General features: G+C 68.5%; 16 protein-coding genes and 1 pseudogene. 6 read left to right on the top strand and 11 right to left on the bottom strand.

Annotation, left to right across the window (positions count from 1 at the left end; genetic code table 11):
• Positions 1 to 160: 160 nt before the first annotated feature.
• Together ACGFX9_RS03415 and ACGFX9_RS03410 are read right to left on the bottom strand one after the other, a co-directional pair.
• A complete protein-coding gene (locus tag ACGFX9_RS03415) occupies positions 161 to 982 on the bottom strand; it encodes a serine hydrolase domain-containing protein (protein WP_393463863.1) in 822 nt (273 codons plus the stop codon).
• Between the two features lie 4 nt (positions 983 to 986).
• Entirely contained in the window at positions 987 to 1,484 is a 498-nt protein-coding gene (locus ACGFX9_RS03410) for a GNAT family N-acetyltransferase (RefSeq protein WP_393463860.1), read from the bottom strand.
• Between the two features lie 123 nt (positions 1,485 to 1,607).
• Between ACGFX9_RS03410 and ACGFX9_RS03405 the strand changes: the two genes are divergently transcribed.
• On the top strand, positions 1,608 to 2,126 hold the full coding sequence (locus tag ACGFX9_RS03405; RefSeq protein WP_393463857.1) for a MerR family transcriptional regulator: 519 nt from the start codon (positions 1,608 to 1,610) through the stop codon (positions 2,124 to 2,126).
• Between the two features lie 5 nt (positions 2,127 to 2,131).
• A pseudogene (locus ACGFX9_RS03400) lies at positions 2,132 to 3,170 on the top strand (aldo/keto reductase).
• A gap of 111 nt (positions 3,171 to 3,281) precedes the next feature.
• On the opposite strand, the gene ACGFX9_RS03395 reads toward ACGFX9_RS03400, so the two are convergent.
• From ACGFX9_RS03395 to ACGFX9_RS03365, 7 genes are all read right to left on the bottom strand, one after another.
• On the bottom strand, positions 3,282 to 4,511 hold the full coding sequence (locus tag ACGFX9_RS03395) for an acyltransferase (protein ID WP_393463854.1): 1,230 nt from the start codon (positions 4,509 to 4,511) through the stop codon (positions 3,282 to 3,284).
• Positions 4,508 to 5,755, bottom strand: a complete 1,248-nt coding sequence (locus ACGFX9_RS03390) for an alpha/beta hydrolase (RefSeq protein WP_393463851.1) — start codon at positions 5,753 to 5,755, stop codon at positions 4,508 to 4,510. Before ACGFX9_RS03390 ends, ACGFX9_RS03395 begins: the two co-directional genes overlap by 4 nt.
• 159 nt (positions 5,756 to 5,914) lie before the next feature.
• Positions 5,915 to 6,586, bottom strand: a complete 672-nt coding sequence (locus tag ACGFX9_RS03385; protein WP_393463849.1) for a response regulator — start codon at positions 6,584 to 6,586, stop codon at positions 5,915 to 5,917.
• The gene (locus ACGFX9_RS03380) at positions 6,583 to 7,947 is read right to left on the bottom strand and encodes a sensor histidine kinase (RefSeq protein ID WP_393463846.1); all 1,365 of its coding nucleotides are present in this window, start codon (positions 7,945 to 7,947) and stop codon (positions 6,583 to 6,585) included. The genes ACGFX9_RS03385 and ACGFX9_RS03380 overlap by 4 nt, the downstream gene beginning before the upstream one ends.
• A gap of 165 nt (positions 7,948 to 8,112) precedes the next feature.
• Positions 8,113 to 8,985 (bottom strand): DUF4429 domain-containing protein, encoded by an 873-nt coding sequence (locus ACGFX9_RS03375; protein WP_393463843.1) that lies wholly within the window; start codon positions 8,983 to 8,985, stop codon positions 8,113 to 8,115.
• A gap of 75 nt (positions 8,986 to 9,060) precedes the next feature.
• Positions 9,061 to 10,272 carry an alpha/beta hydrolase gene (locus tag ACGFX9_RS03370; RefSeq protein ID WP_393463841.1) on the bottom strand — a complete coding sequence of 404 codons (1,212 nt, stop codon included), beginning with the start codon at positions 10,270 to 10,272 and terminating at the stop codon, positions 9,061 to 9,063.
• Positions 10,273 to 10,559: 287 nt separating this feature from the next.
• The gene (locus ACGFX9_RS03365; protein WP_393463838.1) at positions 10,560 to 11,261 is read right to left on the bottom strand and encodes a TetR/AcrR family transcriptional regulator; all 702 of its coding nucleotides are present in this window, start codon (positions 11,259 to 11,261) and stop codon (positions 10,560 to 10,562) included.
• Between the two features lie 119 nt (positions 11,262 to 11,380).
• Here ACGFX9_RS03365 and ACGFX9_RS03360 point away from each other — a divergent pair, with 119 nt between their 5' ends.
• Together ACGFX9_RS03360 and ACGFX9_RS03355 are read left to right on the top strand one after the other, a co-directional pair.
• Positions 11,381 to 12,991, top strand: a complete 1,611-nt coding sequence (locus ACGFX9_RS03360) for an MFS transporter (RefSeq protein ID WP_393463835.1) — start codon at positions 11,381 to 11,383, stop codon at positions 12,989 to 12,991.
• A 221-nt stretch (positions 12,992 to 13,212) separates the two neighbouring features.
• Entirely contained in the window at positions 13,213 to 13,629 is a 417-nt protein-coding gene (locus tag ACGFX9_RS03355; RefSeq protein WP_393465590.1) for a peptidase inhibitor family I36 protein, read from the top strand.
• Here the strand turns inward: ACGFX9_RS03355 and ACGFX9_RS03350 are convergent.
• Both ACGFX9_RS03350 and aceE read right to left on the bottom strand, forming a co-directional pair.
• Positions 13,610 to 14,557: a potassium channel family protein gene (locus tag ACGFX9_RS03350; RefSeq protein WP_393463832.1), complete on the bottom strand. Its 948-nt coding sequence runs from the start codon at positions 14,555 to 14,557 to the stop codon at positions 13,610 to 13,612. The two genes, ACGFX9_RS03355 and ACGFX9_RS03350, sit on opposite strands and share 20 nt — an antisense overlap.
• A gap of 123 nt (positions 14,558 to 14,680) precedes the next feature.
• On the bottom strand, positions 14,681 to 17,413 hold the full coding sequence (aceE, locus tag ACGFX9_RS03345; protein ID WP_393463829.1) for a pyruvate dehydrogenase (acetyl-transferring), homodimeric type: 2,733 nt from the start codon (positions 17,411 to 17,413) through the stop codon (positions 14,681 to 14,683).
• Positions 17,414 to 17,826: 413 nt separating this feature from the next.
• Between aceE and ACGFX9_RS03340 the strand changes: the two genes are divergently transcribed.
• Entirely contained in the window at positions 17,827 to 18,264 is a 438-nt protein-coding gene (locus ACGFX9_RS03340; protein ID WP_393463826.1) for a DUF3052 domain-containing protein, read from the top strand.
• 186 nt (positions 18,265 to 18,450) lie between these two features.
• A complete protein-coding gene (locus ACGFX9_RS03335) occupies positions 18,451 to 18,918 on the top strand; it encodes a peroxiredoxin (RefSeq protein WP_393463823.1) in 468 nt (155 codons plus the stop codon).
• The last annotated feature ends 74 nt before the right edge of the window (positions 18,919 to 18,992 follow it).

Below are 18,992 nucleotides of genomic sequence, written 5' to 3'. Positions count from 1 at the left end.
AGCGGCACCCCACCCCCGCCGGGCTGCGGAAACGCTCCTTGCGGCAACGGCACTGCGGGGTACGGCTCAGGGCCTGGCGGGGCGCAGCTCAGAGCAGGGCAGCTGCGGGGCACGGGTCAAGGCTGGCCCCCGCAGCGCTAACCGCGCCCCGCGAGCCCCCTCAGAGCTCAGCAAGCACCGCATCAGTAAACGCAGGCCACACCTCAACCGCCCAAGGCCCAAAGGCCCGATCCGTCAGAGCCACACACGCCGCCCCCGCATCCGGATCCACCCACAGGAACGTCCCGGCCTGCCCGAAGTGCCCGAACGTCCGAGGCGAAGACGAACTCCCCGTCCAGTGGGGCGACTTGGCGTCCCGGATCTCAAAGCCGAGCCCCCAGTCGTTGGGACTCTGATGCCCGTACCCGGGAAGCACACCCTTCAGCCCCGGATACGCCACGGACATCGCCTCCGCCACCGTCCGCGCGTCAAGCAGCCGCGGCGCCTGCACCTCGGCGGCGAACTTCACCAGGTCGTCGACGGTGGACACCCCGTCCTTGGCGGGCGACTCGTCCCCCTCCAGCGCGGTGGACCGCATACCCAGCGGCTCAAGCACCGCCTGCCGCAGATACTCCCCGAAGGGAATGTCCGTCGCCTTGGCGATGTGATCCCCCAGCACCTCGAACCCGGCGTTCGAGTACAGCCGCCGTGTCCCGGCAGGCGCCGTCACCCGGTGCTCATCGAACGCGAGCCCACTGGTGTGCGCCAGCAGATGCCGCACGGTCGACCCCTCGGGCCCGGCGGGCTCATCGAGCTCGACGGCCCCCTCTTCGTACGCCACCAGCGCCGCATACGCCGCCAGCGGCTTGGTGACCGAAGCCAGTGCGAAACGGTGCCCAGCGGGCCCGTGCACCCCCACGACCGTGCCGTCCGCACGGACGACGGCGGCGGCAGCGGTGGGTACCGGCCAGTTCTCGATCAACGCCAGGCTCTGCATGGACACGAGCCTAAGCGTCCCGGAGGTTCAGCCGCATCGAGGGGTCAGGCTTCCGGACGAAGCCGAGCGAGGCATACAACGGCTCCGCCTCCGCCGAGGCATTGAGATCAACACTGCCCGCTCCCCGCTCCCGAAACCAGTCCAGCAGCACCTCCATGCAGGCCCGCGCATACCCACGCCTCCGGTGATCGGGATCCGTGGCGACGCTGAACACATGGCCGATGACCCCCTGCGGATTCCCCGCCCGCCCGATGCGGTACTCCAGCGTCCCCACCACCAGAGCCGCGAGCTTCCCCGGCCGGCCGGGCTGATCGATGACGAAGGCCGCGAAGTCCCCCTCCGACTCGGCCAGTTTGGTCCGTACGATGGGGGTTCCCTCGGCATGCCACCCGGTGTCGGACTCGGCGCTGGTCGCCGAACGGCCGGCAAAGATCGAGTCGATCATCACCTGCCGCAACCTGATCAGTTCTTCGGCGTCTTCTGGCCTGGCGCGTCGCACATCACTCATGATCGGCACCGTAACCACGACACGAGCCGGCGTCCTCCGATTTTCCCAGGGCTTGTCGCCGTCACATATTTCCTCCCGGTTCCACTTGCCTGGAGTGCACTCCAAGGTTTTAGCGTGGTGGTCATGACGGTGATGGAGACCGAGACCACCCGCACACCGAGCCCCGCACAGAGTCCGGCAGAGGGCCAGAACACTGACGGCGGTTCTGACACCAAGGCGGACACGTGTGCCTCGGCACCCTCCGCACACCCGCGTCCCAGCGGGCAGGACCACTACACGATCAGCGAGGTCGTCGCCTTCATCGGCCTGACCGCGCACACCCTGCGCTGGTACGAGCGGATCGGCCTGATGCCCCACATCGACCGCTCCCACACGGGCCAGCGCCGCTACCGCAACCGTGACCTGGACTGGCTCACCTTCGTGGGCAAGCTCCGTCTGACCGGCATGCCGGTGGCGGACATGGTCCGCTACGCCGAGCTCGTGCGCGAGGGCGACCACACCTTCGTGGAGCGCCAAGAACTCCTTGAACAGACCCGCCGCGACGTCCGCACCCGCATCACGGAACTCCAGGACACACTCGCCGTGCTCGACTACAAGATCAACTTTTACGCTGACGCCCGCCCGGTGTCGGAGAGGCTCTGAAACTGATGACCGCAGAGACACCCAATACCGCTTCCGACCAGATCGCGAAGGTGCAGCTCGGCACCGACGGTCCCGACGTCGGCATCCAGGGACTCGGCTGCATGGGGATGAGCTTCGCCTACGGCCCCACCGACGCTGACGAGGCCCGCGCCACCCTGGAGCGCGCCCTCGAACTGGGCATCACCCTCTACGACACCGCCGACGCCTACGCCGCCGGCGAGAACGAGAAGTTCCTCTCCCCCCTTCCTCAAGGCCCACCGCGACGAGGTCGTCCTCGCCACCAAGTTCGCCCTGGCCATCGACCCGGACGACCCGACCAAGCGGATCATCAACAACGACCCCGCCTACATCCGCGCCTGCGTCGACGCCAGCCTCCAACGCCTCGGCGTGGATGTCATCGACCTCTACTACATGCACCGCCGCGCCCCGGGGATCCCGATCGAGGAGACGGTCGGTGTGATGGCCGAGCTCGTCGCCGCGGGCAAGGTCAAGCACCTCGGCCTCAGCGAGGTCACCGGCCCCGAACTCCGCGCCGCCCACGCCGTTCACCCCATCGCCGCCCTCCAGTCGGAGTGGTCGCTCTTCAGCCGTGACATCGAGCAGAGCGTGGTCCCCGCCGCCGCCGCACTCGGCGTCGCCCTCGTCCCCTACTCCCCGCTCGGCCGCGGTTTCCTCACCGGCTCGTTCGTCAGCGCCGACAAGGAACTCGGTGAGGACGACTTCCGCCGCCAACAGCCCCGCTTCACCGGCGACAACGCCGCCGCCAACTCGGCCCTCCTCGCCCCCGTCCGCGCCGTCGCCGACGCCCACGGCGCGAGCCTTGGCCAGGTCGCCCTCGCCTGGGTCCAACAGCAGGCCCAGGCCCACGGACTGGCCGTCGTCCCCATCCCCGGCACCCGCAAGCGCACCCGCGTCGAGGAGAACGCCGCCGCCACCCGCATCGAACTCACCCCCTCCGAACTCGCCCTGCTGAACCCCATCGCTTCCCAGGTCGCAGGCGACCGCTACGCCGACATGACGTTCACCTCGGCGGGCCGCGAGTAGCCAGGGGAGGCGGGCCCCGCCTGGCCGCTGGGGCGCCCTGCCGCGCGCTCCGTGCACCCCACCCCTGGACAGCCCTTGTCCGGCAGGGGCCCGCGTGCTCCGAGGCTCCCCTCACGCCAGCCCCAACGCGAAGACCGCGAACCCGGCCGCCAGGAGCCCGGCGAGTGCCCGCCGCGCATGGGTGGCCCGCATCCATGGCGCTTCGAAGCCGCGGGTATAGCGGCCTATCAGCAGCAGGAGCGCTCCGAATACCGGAAGCCAGGCGATCCGGGCCGCTATCCAGCCCCAGGTGTCCGGACCCGCCGTCAACCCGGGCACAGTGCCACCGAGGAACGAGCCGGGCACGGCAGCCGCGAGCATCGCCGTCTGGTGCCAGCACAGGATCGTCATCGCCGACAGATTGATGACGACGACCGGCGCCCACAGGGCGGGCCTGCGCAGCAGCTTGCCGATGCGATCACGCAACAGGATCGCCGCACCGCTCTGCGCGGCCGCCAGCGCCAGGACCAGCAGGGACGGAGGATGCGAATTGGTCCGGGCCTCGCCCGGGACGCCGACCATCGACGCCGGATAGTGGAAGACCAGGAGCAGGGCGGCGAAGAGCACTGTCCCGCCGACGAGCAGCAGCCACGCGCCACGCCTGCCGAGCTTCTTCTCGCCCCAGCTGACGCCCAGTTGGTACGCGAACATCCAGCCGGGCAGCAGATTCAGCAGGCTCAGCCAGGACGGCATGGAGTCCCCGAACGGTCCGTAGCGCAGGAAGTCGACGACGGCGACCGAGCCGAGCAGTGGCACCGCGGCCCATGCTCCGAGCCGCTCGGCCGCCCTTATGCACCATGGGGTGAGCGCGGTGATCACCGCGTAGATCCCGACGAACCACAGCGGCTGTATCACCAGCGTGGACCCCGTGCGCAGAGTCGTCCCCGGCACCCCCATCGCGTACAGCACCGGGATCAACGCGGCCCACACGGCCGTCACCCCGAGGACCGGGCGCCCAAGGCGCGCCACCCGCCCGCGCAGCCAGCGCCCCGTCGACTCTCCGCGCACGACAGCCCGGCGATACGACAGAACGGAGGCGTAGCCGCCGACCAGGAAGAAGATGCCCAGCATCTGCAGCGCCCAGCTGAGCGGCGCGAAGAAGCCGAACGAGGCCAGGGGGCTGGCATTGTGCAGCGCGCCTCTGGCGTCGAGAGTGAAGCCGCCGAGCAGCCAGTGCCCGGTCGGCACGGCAAGCAGGGCGAGAGCACGCAGCCCGTCTATGGCCCGGTCGCGATGAGCAGGTGTCTTGGCGTCGATCGCCGACGCTGACTTGCGCAGGGTGGTCAGGGGGGCGAGGCTCATGGCCGCTCTCCGAGGGGGTGTGCGTCGGCCGCAGACGCGCTCTTGCCGGTGCCGGTGTCGTCGTCGGTGCTGGTACGAGTGCCATTGGCCGGTGTGCTGGGGGCAGTGGCCTCCGCGATGTCGGCGAAGGCCTGGAGGGAGTCCGTCCCAGGGGCGAAGTAGCCGGTGTGTCCCTCGGCTCGCTCAGCGGGAACGCGTCGGGCACCGAACCCTGGATCGGCGGGGTCCTCGCCATGGCCGAGCCCGAGCAGCTCGACGTTCGGCACGTCACCGATCCAGTCGCTGTCGTCCTTGGCCGCCCAGACGCGGGCGGAGGTGTGCAGATCGGCCACGCTGTCCGCACGCATGCCGGGGGAGCCGAGTACCACCAGGTCGGACGCCGTCAGTTGGGGAGCCGCGAGGCCGCACACCACCGAGCCGTAGCTGTGGCAGAAGACGGCGGGGCGTGGCGAACCTGATGCCGTGAGGCCCCGCACGAACCGCGCGAGCCGGGGTGCGCCGGCCTCCGCGAGCCGTCCGGTTGCGGCGTCGGGGCCGAGACCGACCGGGGTGGTGTAGCCGACCCACGCCACCACAGCCGTGCGGTCACTGGCCGCGGCGCGCAAGGACCGTGCCATACCGGCCGGTGTGCCGTACTCGTCTTTCGAGCGGTCGAAGGTGCTCAGGTCCATGTCGGAGCCCGGCACGACGACGGACACGTGCTCGGCCGCCACCAAGTCTCCGTATACCTCGGCCACTTGGCCTCTGCCGCGCGGGTCGAAGGCCAGTATCTGCCGACCGGGACTGAGGAGCTTTTCGTAGCGCGAGACAAGGGAACGGGACCGTTCGTGGTCCTGCAGAGTGAGGCTCGGGTCAGCCTCGCGGGCCTGCTCACGGGCACGCTCGGCCCTCAGCGCAAGAGAGTTGGCCTCGTACCGCAAGGCGATCGGGGCGCCGTCCAGATTGCCGACGACCGAGGGGTGCCGCCCGGCCAGCCTGTGCTGCTCCTCGTCGCTCAATGAACTGAAGAACGTGGCGATTCGGGCAGGGGACGCGGTTGCCGGGTCCGGCAGCCGAACCCCCGACGTATGGTCCGCACGCCAGGCTTGTGTGCCCGGCGGCGGCCCCGTGATGGGCTGTTGCTCATTGCCGACTGCCCAGCCGGCCGTGCCCGCCACGATCGTCGTCGTGAGTGCCGCGGCGATCAGAGTCCGCTTGCTGCGGGTCTTCCAGCTCCTGCGGGCTTTCCAAGAACGAAGGCGCATGGCCCGTCTCCCTCCCCATCTCGCGTCACGCTCCGGCGTGACGAGGGGAAAAGTAGGGAGACGGTGCCCGTCGGCGCCTCACACCGGGGAGCCAACTCGCAGCTCATACCGGGGTATGGGGTGCTGCTACCGAGGTATGGCGGAGTGGGGAGGCGCGCCCTACTGTTCGCCGGGCGTGATCAGCCCCGACTCGTAGGCGAAGATCACGGCCTGCGCGCGATCCCGCAGGTCAAGCTTGGAGAGGACCTTGCCGATATGGGTCTTCACCGTCTGCTCGGCCAGAACCAGCTGCTCGGCGATCTCCTGATTGGACAGGCCACGCGCGATGAGAACCAGTACCTCGGTCTCACGGGGCGTCAGACCGTTCAGCCGCAGCGACTGGTCATTGCGGGGCCGCTGCTTGGCGAAGTCCGTGATCAGCCGACGTGTCACCGAGGGTGCGAGCAGCGCGTCTCCCGCCGCGACCACGCGGACCGCCGCGATGAGATCGGCGGGCGGCGCGTCCTTGAGGAGGAAGCCCGAGGCTCCGGCGCGCAGCGCCTCGTACACATAGTCGTCCACGTCGAAAGTGGTGAGCATGAGCACCTTCGGCACGTGCACCACCCCGGGCGGCGGATCCAACAGGGCGCGAGCCGCGGCGAGTCCGTCCATCTCCGGCATACGGACGTCCATCAGGACCACATCGGGATGGGTGTTGCGGCTGACGTCGACACCCTTCTTTCCGTTCGGTGCCTCGCCCACGACGTCGATGTCGCTCTGGGCCGCGAGCAGTGCGGCGAAGCCGGCCCGCACCATGTTCTGGTCATCGACGATGATCACGCGGATGGTCATGCGGTGCCGGAGTCCTTTTCGCGGAGGGGGAGTTGGGCCGCCACACGGAATCCGCCGTCGGGCAGTGGCCCGGCGTCCACCGTGCCGCCGACCAACCGTACGCGTTCGCGCATGCCGACGAGTCCGTGACCTGTGCCGCTGCCCTCCAACGAGTCGGGTGCTTCGGCGGGCGGGCCGTTGACCACGAGAATCAGCAGGTGTTCCTCGTCCAGGGTCACGGTGATGGTGGTGCGCGCTCCCGGGGCGTGCCGCATCACGTTCGACAGGGCTTCCTGGACGATGCGGTAAGCGGAAAGGTCGACGGCGGGTGTCACGTCGGCCAGCTGTGTGAGTACCGCCAGTTCGGGACGCGACAAATCAATCGGGATGCCCGCGCGCACCGTAGCCTCCACCAGATGCGGAAGCCTGCTGAGCCCGGGCTGCGGAGTCAGCTCACCGGGGGTTCCCTCGCTGCGCAGTACCGCGAGCAGCCGTCGCATTTCGGTGAGGGACTCACGGGCGCTCGCCGCTATGCTCCCGAACTCCTCGCGTGCCGCGTCCGGAAGGCCGTTCAGGCGGTAAGGAGCGGAGTCGGCCTGCACGGTGATCACGGACATGTGGTGAGCGACGACATCGTGCAACTCCCGGGCGATACGGGCCCGTTCCTCGAGGAGCGTGCGCTGGGCGCGCTCGGCCTCGCTGATGGTCTCCTGCTCGACGAGCCTGCGCTGTGTGTCGCCACGTTCGCGCAGCAGCGCGCCCAGCAGCAGCGCGACACCGCTCAGTACGATCAACAGCACGCTGGTGTCCTGGCTGCCGTCGTCGCGGAACGCACCGAGGACGAGGCTTACGACGACGGTGATCAGCCAGATGCCCAGAAGTGTGCGCCGGCTCTCCCGCAGGGACAGCATGAGGGACACGACCACATAACCCACGATGATCATTGCCGTCCACGGAGCGGGGCGGTCGTGGCCAGTGGACAACGTCGCGATCGCCCCGAGGACATCCGCGACGATCATGATGCACCAGGCAGGCAGAGGACGGCTGACCGCGAGGAGCAGCGGCGCGCACTGGGCGACGCCGAGGGCGCCCGCCAGGCCTCCACCCACCCCGTAGTCGTTCGCCAGGACCTGCGTGGTGACCGGGATGAGTGTCGCGACGAAGCCCAGCGCCGTGATCAGGGGAAGCAGCCGCATCCAGCGCTTGGGCGCGCGGGAAAGGAGCGGCTCGGTCCGCCCCGCGGGCGTCGAGAGGAAGGCTCCCGCTTTGCCCAGCCCTTCGCGGACGCCCGCGGTCGCATGCTGAAGGGTGATCCCGGCTCTGCCCGGCTCGGTCGCCGGTCGGCGGGGATCCTGGTCCGGTGGTGTCGATGCGCTGCTCATGGCCTGATCAGCGTAGGCATCAAGTGCTCCGGACGCCGTCGTACTGCGGAGCTGACCCGCACTTCATACCCAGGTACGAACGGAGCTTCCCGCGATACCCAGGTATGACCCTGGCCGCCCCACAGGCCACAGGCCACACGTCCCGCCTCACCCCACCGGGGAGGATCACAGCTCCGCCAGCAGCTCAGCCTTCTTCGTGGTGAATTCCTCGTCCGTGAGCAGACCGGCCTGGTGCAGCTCGCCGAGGTGCCGGATGCGTTCCGCGATGTCTGCCGGGTCGCGACGGGCCACCGGGGCGGTGTCGGCGGGCGCACCCGGAATCAGTGCGGGGCCCGATGCCCGCACGGCGGCGAGCACCGCCGCCGCGAACGGCAGCGACTCGTGCACCGGGCCGTACCCGAGTCCGAAGACGACGGCTGCGGGATCCTGGTCCGCCTGCGTGGGCTGGGCGAGCGGCGTTTCACGGCGCAGCAACCGCAGATGGCCCTCGAAGACCTCGGGGGAGCGCCACTCGACGCCACTCAGGTCCGTGACCAGGAAACTCTGGTCGCCGGCTTTCCACTTCGCGGACGAAGCGCCCGTCCAGAACCATCGGAAGGCCACCGACTTGCCATCGAAGGACGCCTTGCCGTCGTAGGCCTTGAACTGCAGCGGTGTCTCCGGTGCCGCGACCAGATAGCGGTCCGGTGGCCCGCAGTCTTCTTGCGTGATCCGGGCCCGCAGCTCGTCCGCGTAGTACTCGGCGAGCGTCTCCCGCTCGGCGGGCAGCACGAGCCGGTACGGGTCGCAGCCGTCCTTGAGCTGGCCCGCGGCGGCCTCCATCAGCGGATCCGCGCCCGGTCTCGGCACTGCGTGCAGGACGACTGTCCCGCGCTTGCCAGGAGTGAGTGTCACCGCTGCGATCGCCTCGTGAGGGATGCGGCGTTCACCGAGCGCCTGGAGCAGCTTCGGCGTTCGAATCCCCCGTTCGAAGCGGATGAGCACGGAGTCGGACTCGAACTCCCAGGCGGCATGAAATCCGGCCAGTACGTCACCCATGCGGCTCATCGTAGGCGGCACGCGCGCCTCCGTCCCTCCTGCGGCGGGCCGCTGTTTTGTCGATTTCTACGCGCGTCAGGCCGCTGTCGTTCCGGAAAATTCCTTCCGGCACGCGTCATCCCCACTCGCGCACCGCACCGAGCGGTACGAACCGGTGCCGATGTCGGCGAAGTTGCTGAGGCTGTCCGTGCCCGGCTGGAAATAGCCGGTGTGGCCGATTGCTCCCCGCGCGGACAGCACCCGCGCGCCGAAGTCCCGGGAGACGGGGTCCGCACCGTGACCGAGCCCGCCGACCTCCATGTTTGGTACATCCTGGATCCAGTCGTCGCCGTCCCTGGTGGCCCAGATCCGGGCACCTGTGCCCAGCTGCGACGCCGTGTCGGCGCGCATGCCGGGGCTGCCCGCGACCGCGATGTCGGAGACGCGGGAGGGCAGCTGCCGCGCGGCGACCCCACACACCACCGAGCCGTAGCTGTGGCAGTACAGCGCGACAGGTGAGTGCCCGGGAAGCCCGCGCACCAGAGAATTGAGCCGAACCGCTCCGTCGTCCGCACGCATGGACGTCGCCGCGTCCACGCCGAGGCCGATGGGCGCGGTGTAGTCGGCCCACGCGATCACTGCGGTACGCGCGCGTGGGCTCGCTTTGTGCTCCGCGCGGTACAGGGCCTTGGCCATGCCGACAGGCGCCGAGTACTTGCGGTACGTCCGCTCGAAGGTCAGCACGTTGGTGTCCACGCCGGGCACCACGACCGACACCCTGGAGGCCCGGTCGAGATCTCCGAAGACCTCGGCGATTCGCCCCGACCCCATGGGGTCGAAGGAAAGGACCTGCCGACCCGGGCGCATCATCACGCCGAAGCGCTTCATCCGGCGCTCTGCCTCCTGCTGCCCGAGGGGAGAGAGCCGGTTGTCGTGCATGCGTCGTCGTTCGGTCTTGCTCGCTTGCCCCAGCGCGACGTGGTTCGCGCGATATCGCAGCTCTACGGGCGCACCGTTCATGTTGCCGACCGCAAGGGGATAGCGAGTGGCGAGACGGGTGCGCTGTTCCGCGTTGAGCGAGGCGAAGAAGTGGGCAAGCCTGCCGGCCGGGGCACTGGCGTCGGGCAGGTCCCGTCCGTTTATGTGCCCCCGGTCCCAGGCGGAGAGCGAGGCTGCGAGCGGCGACGCAGCGTCCTTGTGGTGGCGTACCGCTGTCCAACCCGTGGTCGCCAGCATGACGAACACGACGGCGAGCGCGAGTACTGCGCGCCAGGCGCTGAGTTGAGGGGAGGAGTCGAAGGAATTCACTACGGAACACCCTAGGAGAATCGTGGTGCCTACCGTGCACCGGGTGAGGTAGATCACGTTTCCCATGGGGTAATTGAGGCAAAGCGGGCGCGCGACGAGCGATTCCGTCACGCTCCGTAGATGGCGCATGCGCACAGCGCACCTGGGGCGCGCGGCTACTGACGGTGGATCAAACCGTCACTCAACGTATCGAACCGCCCTGCAAGTTGATCTATGCCGTGACGTGGGCGCGACGCAAGCGCGACGCAAGTGCGACACGGGCGCGGCGCAACAGGGTGCGCACAGGCTCACTCGGTGCGCCAGTTCTCTGCCAACGCAGGCCCTACGTGGTCGAGATAGGTCTCGGTGATCGTACGGATCGACTCCACGCTGGAGTCCTCGCCCGCGCCCCACAGTCGCCCGGTCACGCGCATCACTCCGTTGAAGGCGCCCACCAGTACGCGCGGTCGCGGGTCCGTGTCGATGTCGAGCCCTTCGCGCTCGGCGATCACTCGTGCGACCTCCTCCTCCATCTCGATGGAGCGGCGCAGGTGGGCCGCCAGCAAGGAGGGAGTGGATTCGATCATCTGGTAGGCCCGCATGTGGAGTTCGACCGGGACGACCTCCTCGATGGACCGGCCCATCGCGTCCCAGGCGCCGATGACGGCCCCACGCAGTGCCGCGAGCGGAGCTTCGTCGGCGGGGCGTTCGCGCAACGTCTCCACGAACCGCTGCTCCACCATTTCCTGCACGGCGAAGGCGGTCTCCTGCTTGTTGGTGAAGTATCGGAAAAATGTGCGCTGGGAGACATCGACGGCTTCGGCGATCTCGTCGACCGTCGTCTCCTCGTACCCCTTGGTCGTGAAGAGTTCGAGCGCCGCGCGCAGAAGTGCGTCACGGGTGCGCTGCTTCTTGCGCTCGCGCAGTCCCGGGCGTGAGGGCTCGCCAGGGCTGTCCCCGGAGGCCTCCGTCTGCGGTTTCGCGGGGTCCACCGCGCGCTGCTCGGTCATCACGCCATGGCCCTCTTTCCGCCGGTTTGGCCAGCTCAGCATACCTGTGAGCTACGTGACAGTTACCGACTAGTGAAACAGTTTGTCAACTGTCAGCGGCTGACACTAATCTCGAACGCATGACTAGTCAGATCACCGTCGACAAGGCGGACAAGGCGCCGGAGCCGTCATCCGCTCCGGCCCCGGCCAAGGGGCTCCGCGGGCATCCTTGGCTGACGCTCTTCTCCGTCGCGATCGGCGTGATGATGGTCGCCCTGGACGGCACCATCGTGGCCATCGCGAACCCGGCCATCGCCAAGGACCTCGGCACCACGATGTCCGGCGTCCAGTGGATCACCAACGGCTACCTCCTCGCGCTCGCCGTCGCACTGATCACCGCGGGCAAGCTCGGAGACAGGTTCGGCCACCGGCAGACCTTCCTGATAGGCGTGGCGGGCTTCGCCGTCGCCTCGGGAGCCATCGGCTTCTCCAGCAGCGTCGGCCTGGTCGTCGCCTTCCGTGTGCTTCAGGGCCTTTTCGGAGCCCTGCTGATGCCGGCCGCGCTCGGCCTCCTGCGCGCCACCTTCCCCGCCGAGAAGCTGAACATGGCGATCGGCATCTGGGGCATGGTCATCGGCGCGTCGACCGCGGGCGGCCCCATCGTCGGTGGCCTGCTCGTCGAGCACGTCAGCTGGCAGTCGGTCTTCTTCATCAACGTGCCCGTCGGCGTCATCGCGCTCGCCCTCGGCTTGGTGATCCTCAAGGACCACCGCGCCGAGAACGCGCCGAAGTCCTTCGACATCCCCGGCATCGTTCTGTTGTCGGGTGGCATGTTCGCGCTGATCCTGGCCCTCATCAAGGGCTCGGAGTGGGGCTGGGGCGGCCCCAGGACGCTGCTCTTCCTGGCGGGCGCTGTGGTTCTCTTCGCGCTCTTCGCCTTCTGGGAGACGAAGGTCAAGGAACCGCTCATTCCGCTGGGCATGTTCAGGTCCGTCCCGCTCTCGGCCGGCACGATCCTGATGGTGCTGATGGCCTTCGCCTTCATGGGCGGGCTGTTCTTCGTCACGTTCTACCTGCAGAACGTGCACGGGATGAGTCCGGTCGACAGTGGACTTCACCTTCTGCCGCTGACGGCCATGATGATCGTGGCATCGCCCATCGCCGGTGCGCTCATCACCAAGTTCGGCCCGCGCGTCCCGCTGGTCGGCGGCATGGTCGCCACCGCCGTCGCCATGTTCGGCATGTCCACGATGACCACGGACACCGCGACGCTGCCGATGTCGCTCTGGCTCGGTCTGCTGGGTCTTGGTCTCGCGCCCGTGATGGTGGGAGCCACCGAGGTCATCGTCGGTAACGCCCCGTTGGAGCTTTCCGGTGTCGCGGGCGGTCTCCAGCAGGCCGGCATGCAGGTCGGCGGCGCTCTCGGCACGGCGGTACTCGGCGCGGTGATGGCCGCACGGGTCGACAGCGAGCTTCCCGCGAACTGGGCCGACGCCAAGCTGCCGCCGATGACGTCCGGGCAGCAGGACCAGGCCTCCGCGGTGATCGAGATGGGCGGGGCCCCGGTCCCGCCGAAGGCGCCGGAGCCGATCGCCGAGTCGATCACCTCGGTCGCGCATGACACGTTCGTGTCCGGCATGGGCCTGGCCTTCACCGTCGCCGGTGTCGTCGCGGTCGTCGCGGCCCTGGTCGCCACGTTGACCAAGCGAGGCGCCAACGCCGAGGCGGGCGCAGGCGTCGGGCACATTTAGCCGGACGCGATGGCCGGGATATTCCGGTCATTCGAGGCTCGGGTCGAGCCAGTATCCGCCGGACGCTCACGCGTCAGGGAAAGCCCCTCAGGGTTCAACTGGGGGGCTTTCGCCTATCAGGGTGACGCACATCCGTACCCCTTCCGACGGAGCTGGCGAGTGGGTCACAGTTCTGGCAAGTGATCGACACGACACGGGAGTTGAACCAGATGCGTACGACCATGCCCACGACCGTCGCTGCCGCCGCACTCGCCGCGGTGATCCTGACCCCCGCGCAGGTAGGAGCCACGACACCCTCCGCGCAACTTGATTCCGCGAAAGCTCCGGGGCACGCGGGCAGTGCCGCGCCACCGACGCTCGCGGGCTGCGGCCCAGGTGAGCTCTGCCTATGGGAGAAGGCGGAGTTCCGAGGCGCCCGGCAGACGTTCGAGCTGTCCGACATCGACATCGAGAGCTGTGTAGCGCTGCCGGAGGGGGGCAGCGCTCAGGCTCTCGCCAACCGCACGGGCCGGCCGGTCACCACGTATCAATCCGCGGAGTGCGCCGAGACCGGCGAGTTCGACACGTATCCGGGAGGAGGCACATGGACTCCCCGATCGCCCTACCGGGTGCGGGCGTTCAAGGTCTGGGAGAGCTGACCGGAGGCGCGTGAGGGGTCTCTGCCGCTGAATCGGCGGAGCCCTCGCGGGAGTCCTCGTCGGAGTCCTCGTGGGACACGGGATGCGGCACATCCCGCGGCACCGCACCTGGCGCCAGGTGCGGCACCCCGCCCGGCACGGAACTTGGCGCCGCCCCCAGCGCCTCACCCGGGACAGCCGCCTGCACCCCGGCAGGCAGCATCAACGCCGTCACCTGCGCCCGCAAGCCCCGCACCTCCGCCGTCAGCGCCTCGATCGCCGCCGTCTGGCGTCGCTCCTCGACATCGTCCCGGTCGAAGCGTGCGATGAACCATGCCGCGATATTGGCGGTCACCACACCAAGCAATGCGATGCCCGACAGCATCAGACCGACCGCCAGCACCCGGCCGAGCCCGGTCGTGGGCGCGTGATCGCCGTAGCCGACGGTGGTCATCGTGGTGAAGGACCACCACACCGCGTCGCCGAGGGTCTTGATGTTGCCGTTCGGCGACTCCCTCTCCACCGAAAGGACAGCCAGTGAACCGAACATGAGGAGGCCCACGACGGCCCCGGCGACGTAGGTCGTCAGCTGTATCTGAGACGCCATCCGGGCCCGGCGCCCGACCAGCATCAGAGTCGAGACGAGCCGCAGCAGCCGCAGCGGTTGGAGCATGGGGAGGAGGACAGCGCAGAGGTCGAGCCAGTGGGAGCGGACGAACCGCTTGCGTTGGTCGGTCAGGCAGAGGCGTACGAGGTAGTCAGTGGCGAACGAACCCCAGACGATCCACTCCACCAACGTGCAGGTGGTCGCGACGCTCTTGCTCGCGTCGGGCACCACGATGGGCACGGCGTAAGCGACGGCGAAGGCCACCGCGAGCGCCAGGAGCGGACGTTGGGTGCGTCGCTCCCAACGGAGCTGTGCCGGCGGGTGCTTTTTGGGCGCTTCCATGCGCGCATAGTAGGAAACGCCGGAAGGCGGCGGGACCCATCGGCCCACCGCCCTCCGAACGATCTACGTGCTACAGGCGCTCCGCCTACCGCACGGCTACGCGCACCTCGCACACCACGCGGACTAGGCGTCGCCCCCAGCGGCGCCCGGGTCGGCCGCCGTGACGTCGAGCAGTTGGTAGCGGTCGATGGCCTGCTTCAGTACGGAGCGGTCGAGCTTGCCGTCGCGGGCCAGCTCGGTCAGTACGCCGACCACGATCGACTGCGCGTCGATGTGGAAGAAACGGCGGGCCGCACCGCGGGTGTCCGCGAAGCCGAAGCCATCGGCGCCCAGGGACTGGTACGTGCCGGGGACCCAGCGGGAGATCTGGTCGGGGACACTCCGCATCCAGTCGGAGACGGCCACGAACGGGCCCTCGGAGCCGGACAGCTTCCGCGTCACGTACGGGGTGCGCTGCTCCTCCTCGGGGTGCAGGAGGTTGTAGCGCTCCACGTCGACCGCCTCGCGGCGCAGTTCGTTCCAGGAGGTCGCCGACCAGACGTCCGCCTTGACGTTCCACTCCGATGCGAGGATCTGCTGGGCTTCGACCGCCCACGGGACCGCGACACCGGAGGCGAGGATCTGCGCCGGGATGGCGCCCTGCTCGCCCGCCTTGAAGCGGTAGATGCCCTTGAGGATGCCGTCGACGTCCACATCGGCGGGCTCGGCCGGGTGCTGGATCGGCTCGTTGTAGACGGTGAGGTAGTAGAAGACATCCTCGCTGTCGGGGCCGTACATCCGGCGCAGGCCGTCCTTGACGATGTGCGCGATCTCGTAGCCGAAGGCGGGGTCGTAGGCGACGCAGCCCGGGTTGGTCGAGGCGAGCAGCTGCGAGTGGCCGTCGGCGTGCTGGAGGCCTTCGCCGGTCAGTGTCGTGCGGCCGGCGGTGGCGCCCAGGACGAAGCCGCGCGCCAGCTGGTCGGCCATCTGCCAGAACTGGTCGCCGGTGCGCTGGAAACCGAACATCGAGTAGAAGACGTACACCGGGATGAGCGGTTCGCCATGGGTGGCGTAGGCCGAGCCGGCGGCGATCAGCGAGGCGGTGCAGCCGGCCTCGGAGATGCCGTCGTGCAGCATCTGGCCCGTTGGCGACTCCTTGTAGGCGAGGAGCAGTTCGCGGTCCACGGCCTCGTACTGCTGGCCGAGCGGGTTGTAGATCTTCGCGCTCGGGAAGAAGGCGTCCATGCCGAAGGTGCGGTACTCGTCGGGGGCGATCAGCACGAAGCGCTTGCCGATCTCCTTGTCCCGCATGAGGTCCTTCAGGATGCGGACGAACGCCATGGTCGTGGCGATCGACTGCTGGCCCGAACCCTTCTTCGCTGCCGCGTACGTCTTTTCCTCGGGGAGCGGGAGGGGCTTCGAGCGGACGACGCGGGTCGGGACGTAGCCGCCGAGGCCCTGGCGGCGGTCGTGCATGTACTGGATCTCTTCCGAGTCGCGGCCCGGGTGGTAGTACGGCGGGGCGCCGCCCTCCAGCTGTGCGTCCGTGATCGGGATGTGCAGGCGGTCGCGGAAGCCCTTGAGGTCGTCGACCGTCAGCTTCTTCATCTGGTGGGTGGCGTTGCGGCCCTCGAAGTTCGGGCCGAGCGTCCATCCCTTGACCGTCTGCGCCAGGATGACGGTCGGCTGGCCCTTGTGGGCCTTGGCCGCCGCGTAGGCCGCGTAGACCTTCTTGTGGTCGTGACCGCCGCGGCCCAGGTGCAGGATCTGCTCGTCGGTCATGTTCTCGACCATGGCGCGCAGCCGGTGGTCGTCGCCGAAGAAGTGCTCGCGGATGTACGAGCCGGTCTCGGTCGCGTACGTCTGGAACTGGCCGTCGGGCGTGGTGTTCAGGCGGTTGACCAGGACACCGTCGCGGTCCTGGGCGAGCAGCGGGTCCCAACTGCGGTCCCAGACCAGCTTGATGACGTTCCAGCCGGCGCCGCGGAACTGTGACTCCAGCTCCTGGATGATCTTTCCGTTGCCACGTACGGGGCCGTCGAGGCGCTGCAGGTTGCAGTTGACGACGAAGGTGAGGTTGTCCAGGCCCTCGCGGGCGGCGATGGAGAGCTGGCCGAGTGATTCGGGCTCGTCCATCTCGCCGTCGCCGAGGTAGGCCCAGACGTGGGACTTGGAGGTGTCGGCGATGCCGCGCGCCTCCATGTAGCGGTTCATACGTGCCTGGAAGATCGCGCCGAGCGGGCCGAGGCCCATCGAGACGGTCGGGAACTCCCAGAAGTCGGGCATCAGGCGCGGGTGCGGGTAGGACGAAAGGCCGTGCGGGGCCTTCGACTTCTCCTGGCGGAACGCGTCGAGCTGCTGCTCGGAGAGCCGGTCGAGGAGGAAGGCGCGGGCGTAGATGCCGGGGGAGGCGTGCCCCTGGAAGAAGATCTGGTCGCCGCCGTCGCCCTCGTCCTTGCCGCGGAAGAAGTGGTTGAAGCCGACGTCGTAGAGCGAGGCCGAGGAGGCGAAGGTGGCGATGTGACCGCCGACGCCGATACCGGGTCGCTGGGCGCGCGACACCATCACGGCGGCGTTCCAGCGGGTCGCGTTCAGGACCTTGCGCTCGATTTCCTCGTTGCCGGGGAAGAACGGCTCATCCTTGGTGGCGATCGTGTTGATGTAGTCCGTGCTGCGCATTTCGGGCACAGCGACACGCTTCTCGCGCGCGCGTTCGATTAGCCGGAGCATCAGGTAGCGAGCCCGCTCACGACCGCGTTCATCGACCGCGGCATCGAGGGAGTCGAGCCACTCCTGGGTCTCTTCGGGATCGAAGTCCGGGACCTGACTCGGCAGGCCGCCAATGATGATCGGGTTGCGATCGGATCCGGAAGCCACGCTGTTCCTTCGCTGTTGGGGCTTTCGCCTGGGTTCTGCCTGGCCGTGAGACGTTCCCCATCGTGTACCGCGTGGGCGAAATCGTCATCTCTACTGAGGGGTAACCGACGCGTTCGCCCGGCGGCCCTGGGGTAGGCTCGACCAAATCGCAACGATACGCCCATCCTGCCTAGCCGGTTCGTAAGGCCGTTCGGACCTCAGTTCCGATCGGTGTCGTACGAGCGAAGTGCGAGCGGAGAAGCATCTGGCAGGTGGGTCTTGAGGTGCGGCGACACGGCCGGGAACGTCACCGTTTCAGCGGTCTTGACGGCCGGGTACTTGCGCGATCCGGTCCGCCCGTGTGGACTACCGCCAATGTCCCGCGCACGCGCGTGGATGAAGGCATTCCCGAAAACATGATCAGGAGGCAAGCCGTGAGCGCGACCGCGGACCACGCGGAGGAGCGGACCAACCCTGCCGCGAGGCTGGGTTTCCAGCCCAAGCAGGTGGTCCAGGAGATCGGCTACGACGACGATGTCGATCAGGAGCTCCGCGAGGCCATTGAAGATGTGATCGGCAGCGAGCTCGTCGATGAGGATTACGACGACACTGCCGACGCTGTGGTGCTGTGGTTCCGCGAGGACGACGGCGACCTGACGGATGCGCTGGTTGACGCCACCCAGCTGATCGAAGAGGGCGGCGACCTCTGGCTGATGACGCCCAAGACCGGCCGCGACGGTTACGTCGAGCCGAGCGACATCAACGAAGCGTCCACGACCGCAGGCCTCGCTCAGACCAAGAGCATCAACGCGGGCAAGGACTGGACGGGCAGCCGTCTCGTCACGCCGAAGGCGGCAGCCAAGAAGCGGTGAAGCTGCCGCTCAGGCAGCAGGAAGTCGACTGAGCCAATCGCTGTGGGCCCCCACTGACGCATGTCGGTGGGGGCCTACGCGTGCGCGGGGCGCCGCGCTGTGTCCGCACTGCGGGGTGATCGGACGAAACGCCCGTTGCGTAGGGTGGTCGTCACCCGAACAGCCCCACCGAAGGGATGCGAACTCATGGCGCTCGCTGGACTCGCGGTCGGCACCAAAGCCCCGGACTTCGAGCTGAAGGACAACCACGGCAGGACCGTGAAGCTGTCGGAATTCCGCGGGCAGAAGAACGTGGTGCTGCTCTTCTATCCGTTCGCGTTCACCGGCGTATGCACGGGCGAGCTCTGCGCGCTGCGCGACGAGCTGCCGAGGTTCGTCAACGACGACACCCAGCTGCTCGCGGTCTCCAACGACTCCATCCATACCCTGCGCGTCTTCGCCGAGCAGGAGGGCCTCGAGTACCCGCTGCTCTCGGATTTCTGGCCGCACGGTGAGGCGTCGCGCGCCTACGAGGTCTTCGATGAGGACAAGGGCTGCGCCGTGCGTGGAACCTTCATCATCGACAAGGAGGGCGTGGTGCGCTGGACTGTCGTCAACGGCCTGCCGGACGCCCGCGACCTCGACGAGTACGTCAAGGCGCTCGACACCCTGTGATTCCTCAGGGGTGACACCCTGTGATTCTTCAGGTGCGGAGCCTGTGGCGGCCGGGAACCGGTCACTAGGATCCA

Origin of the sequence: Streptomyces sp. NPDC048436 (assembly GCF_043200355.1) — a bacterium.
Lineage (GTDB): Bacteria > Actinomycetota > Actinomycetes > Streptomycetales > Streptomycetaceae > Streptomyces.
The sequence above is the reverse complement of the archived record's forward strand: the minus strand, read 5'-3'. Positions and strand labels throughout refer to the sequence as shown.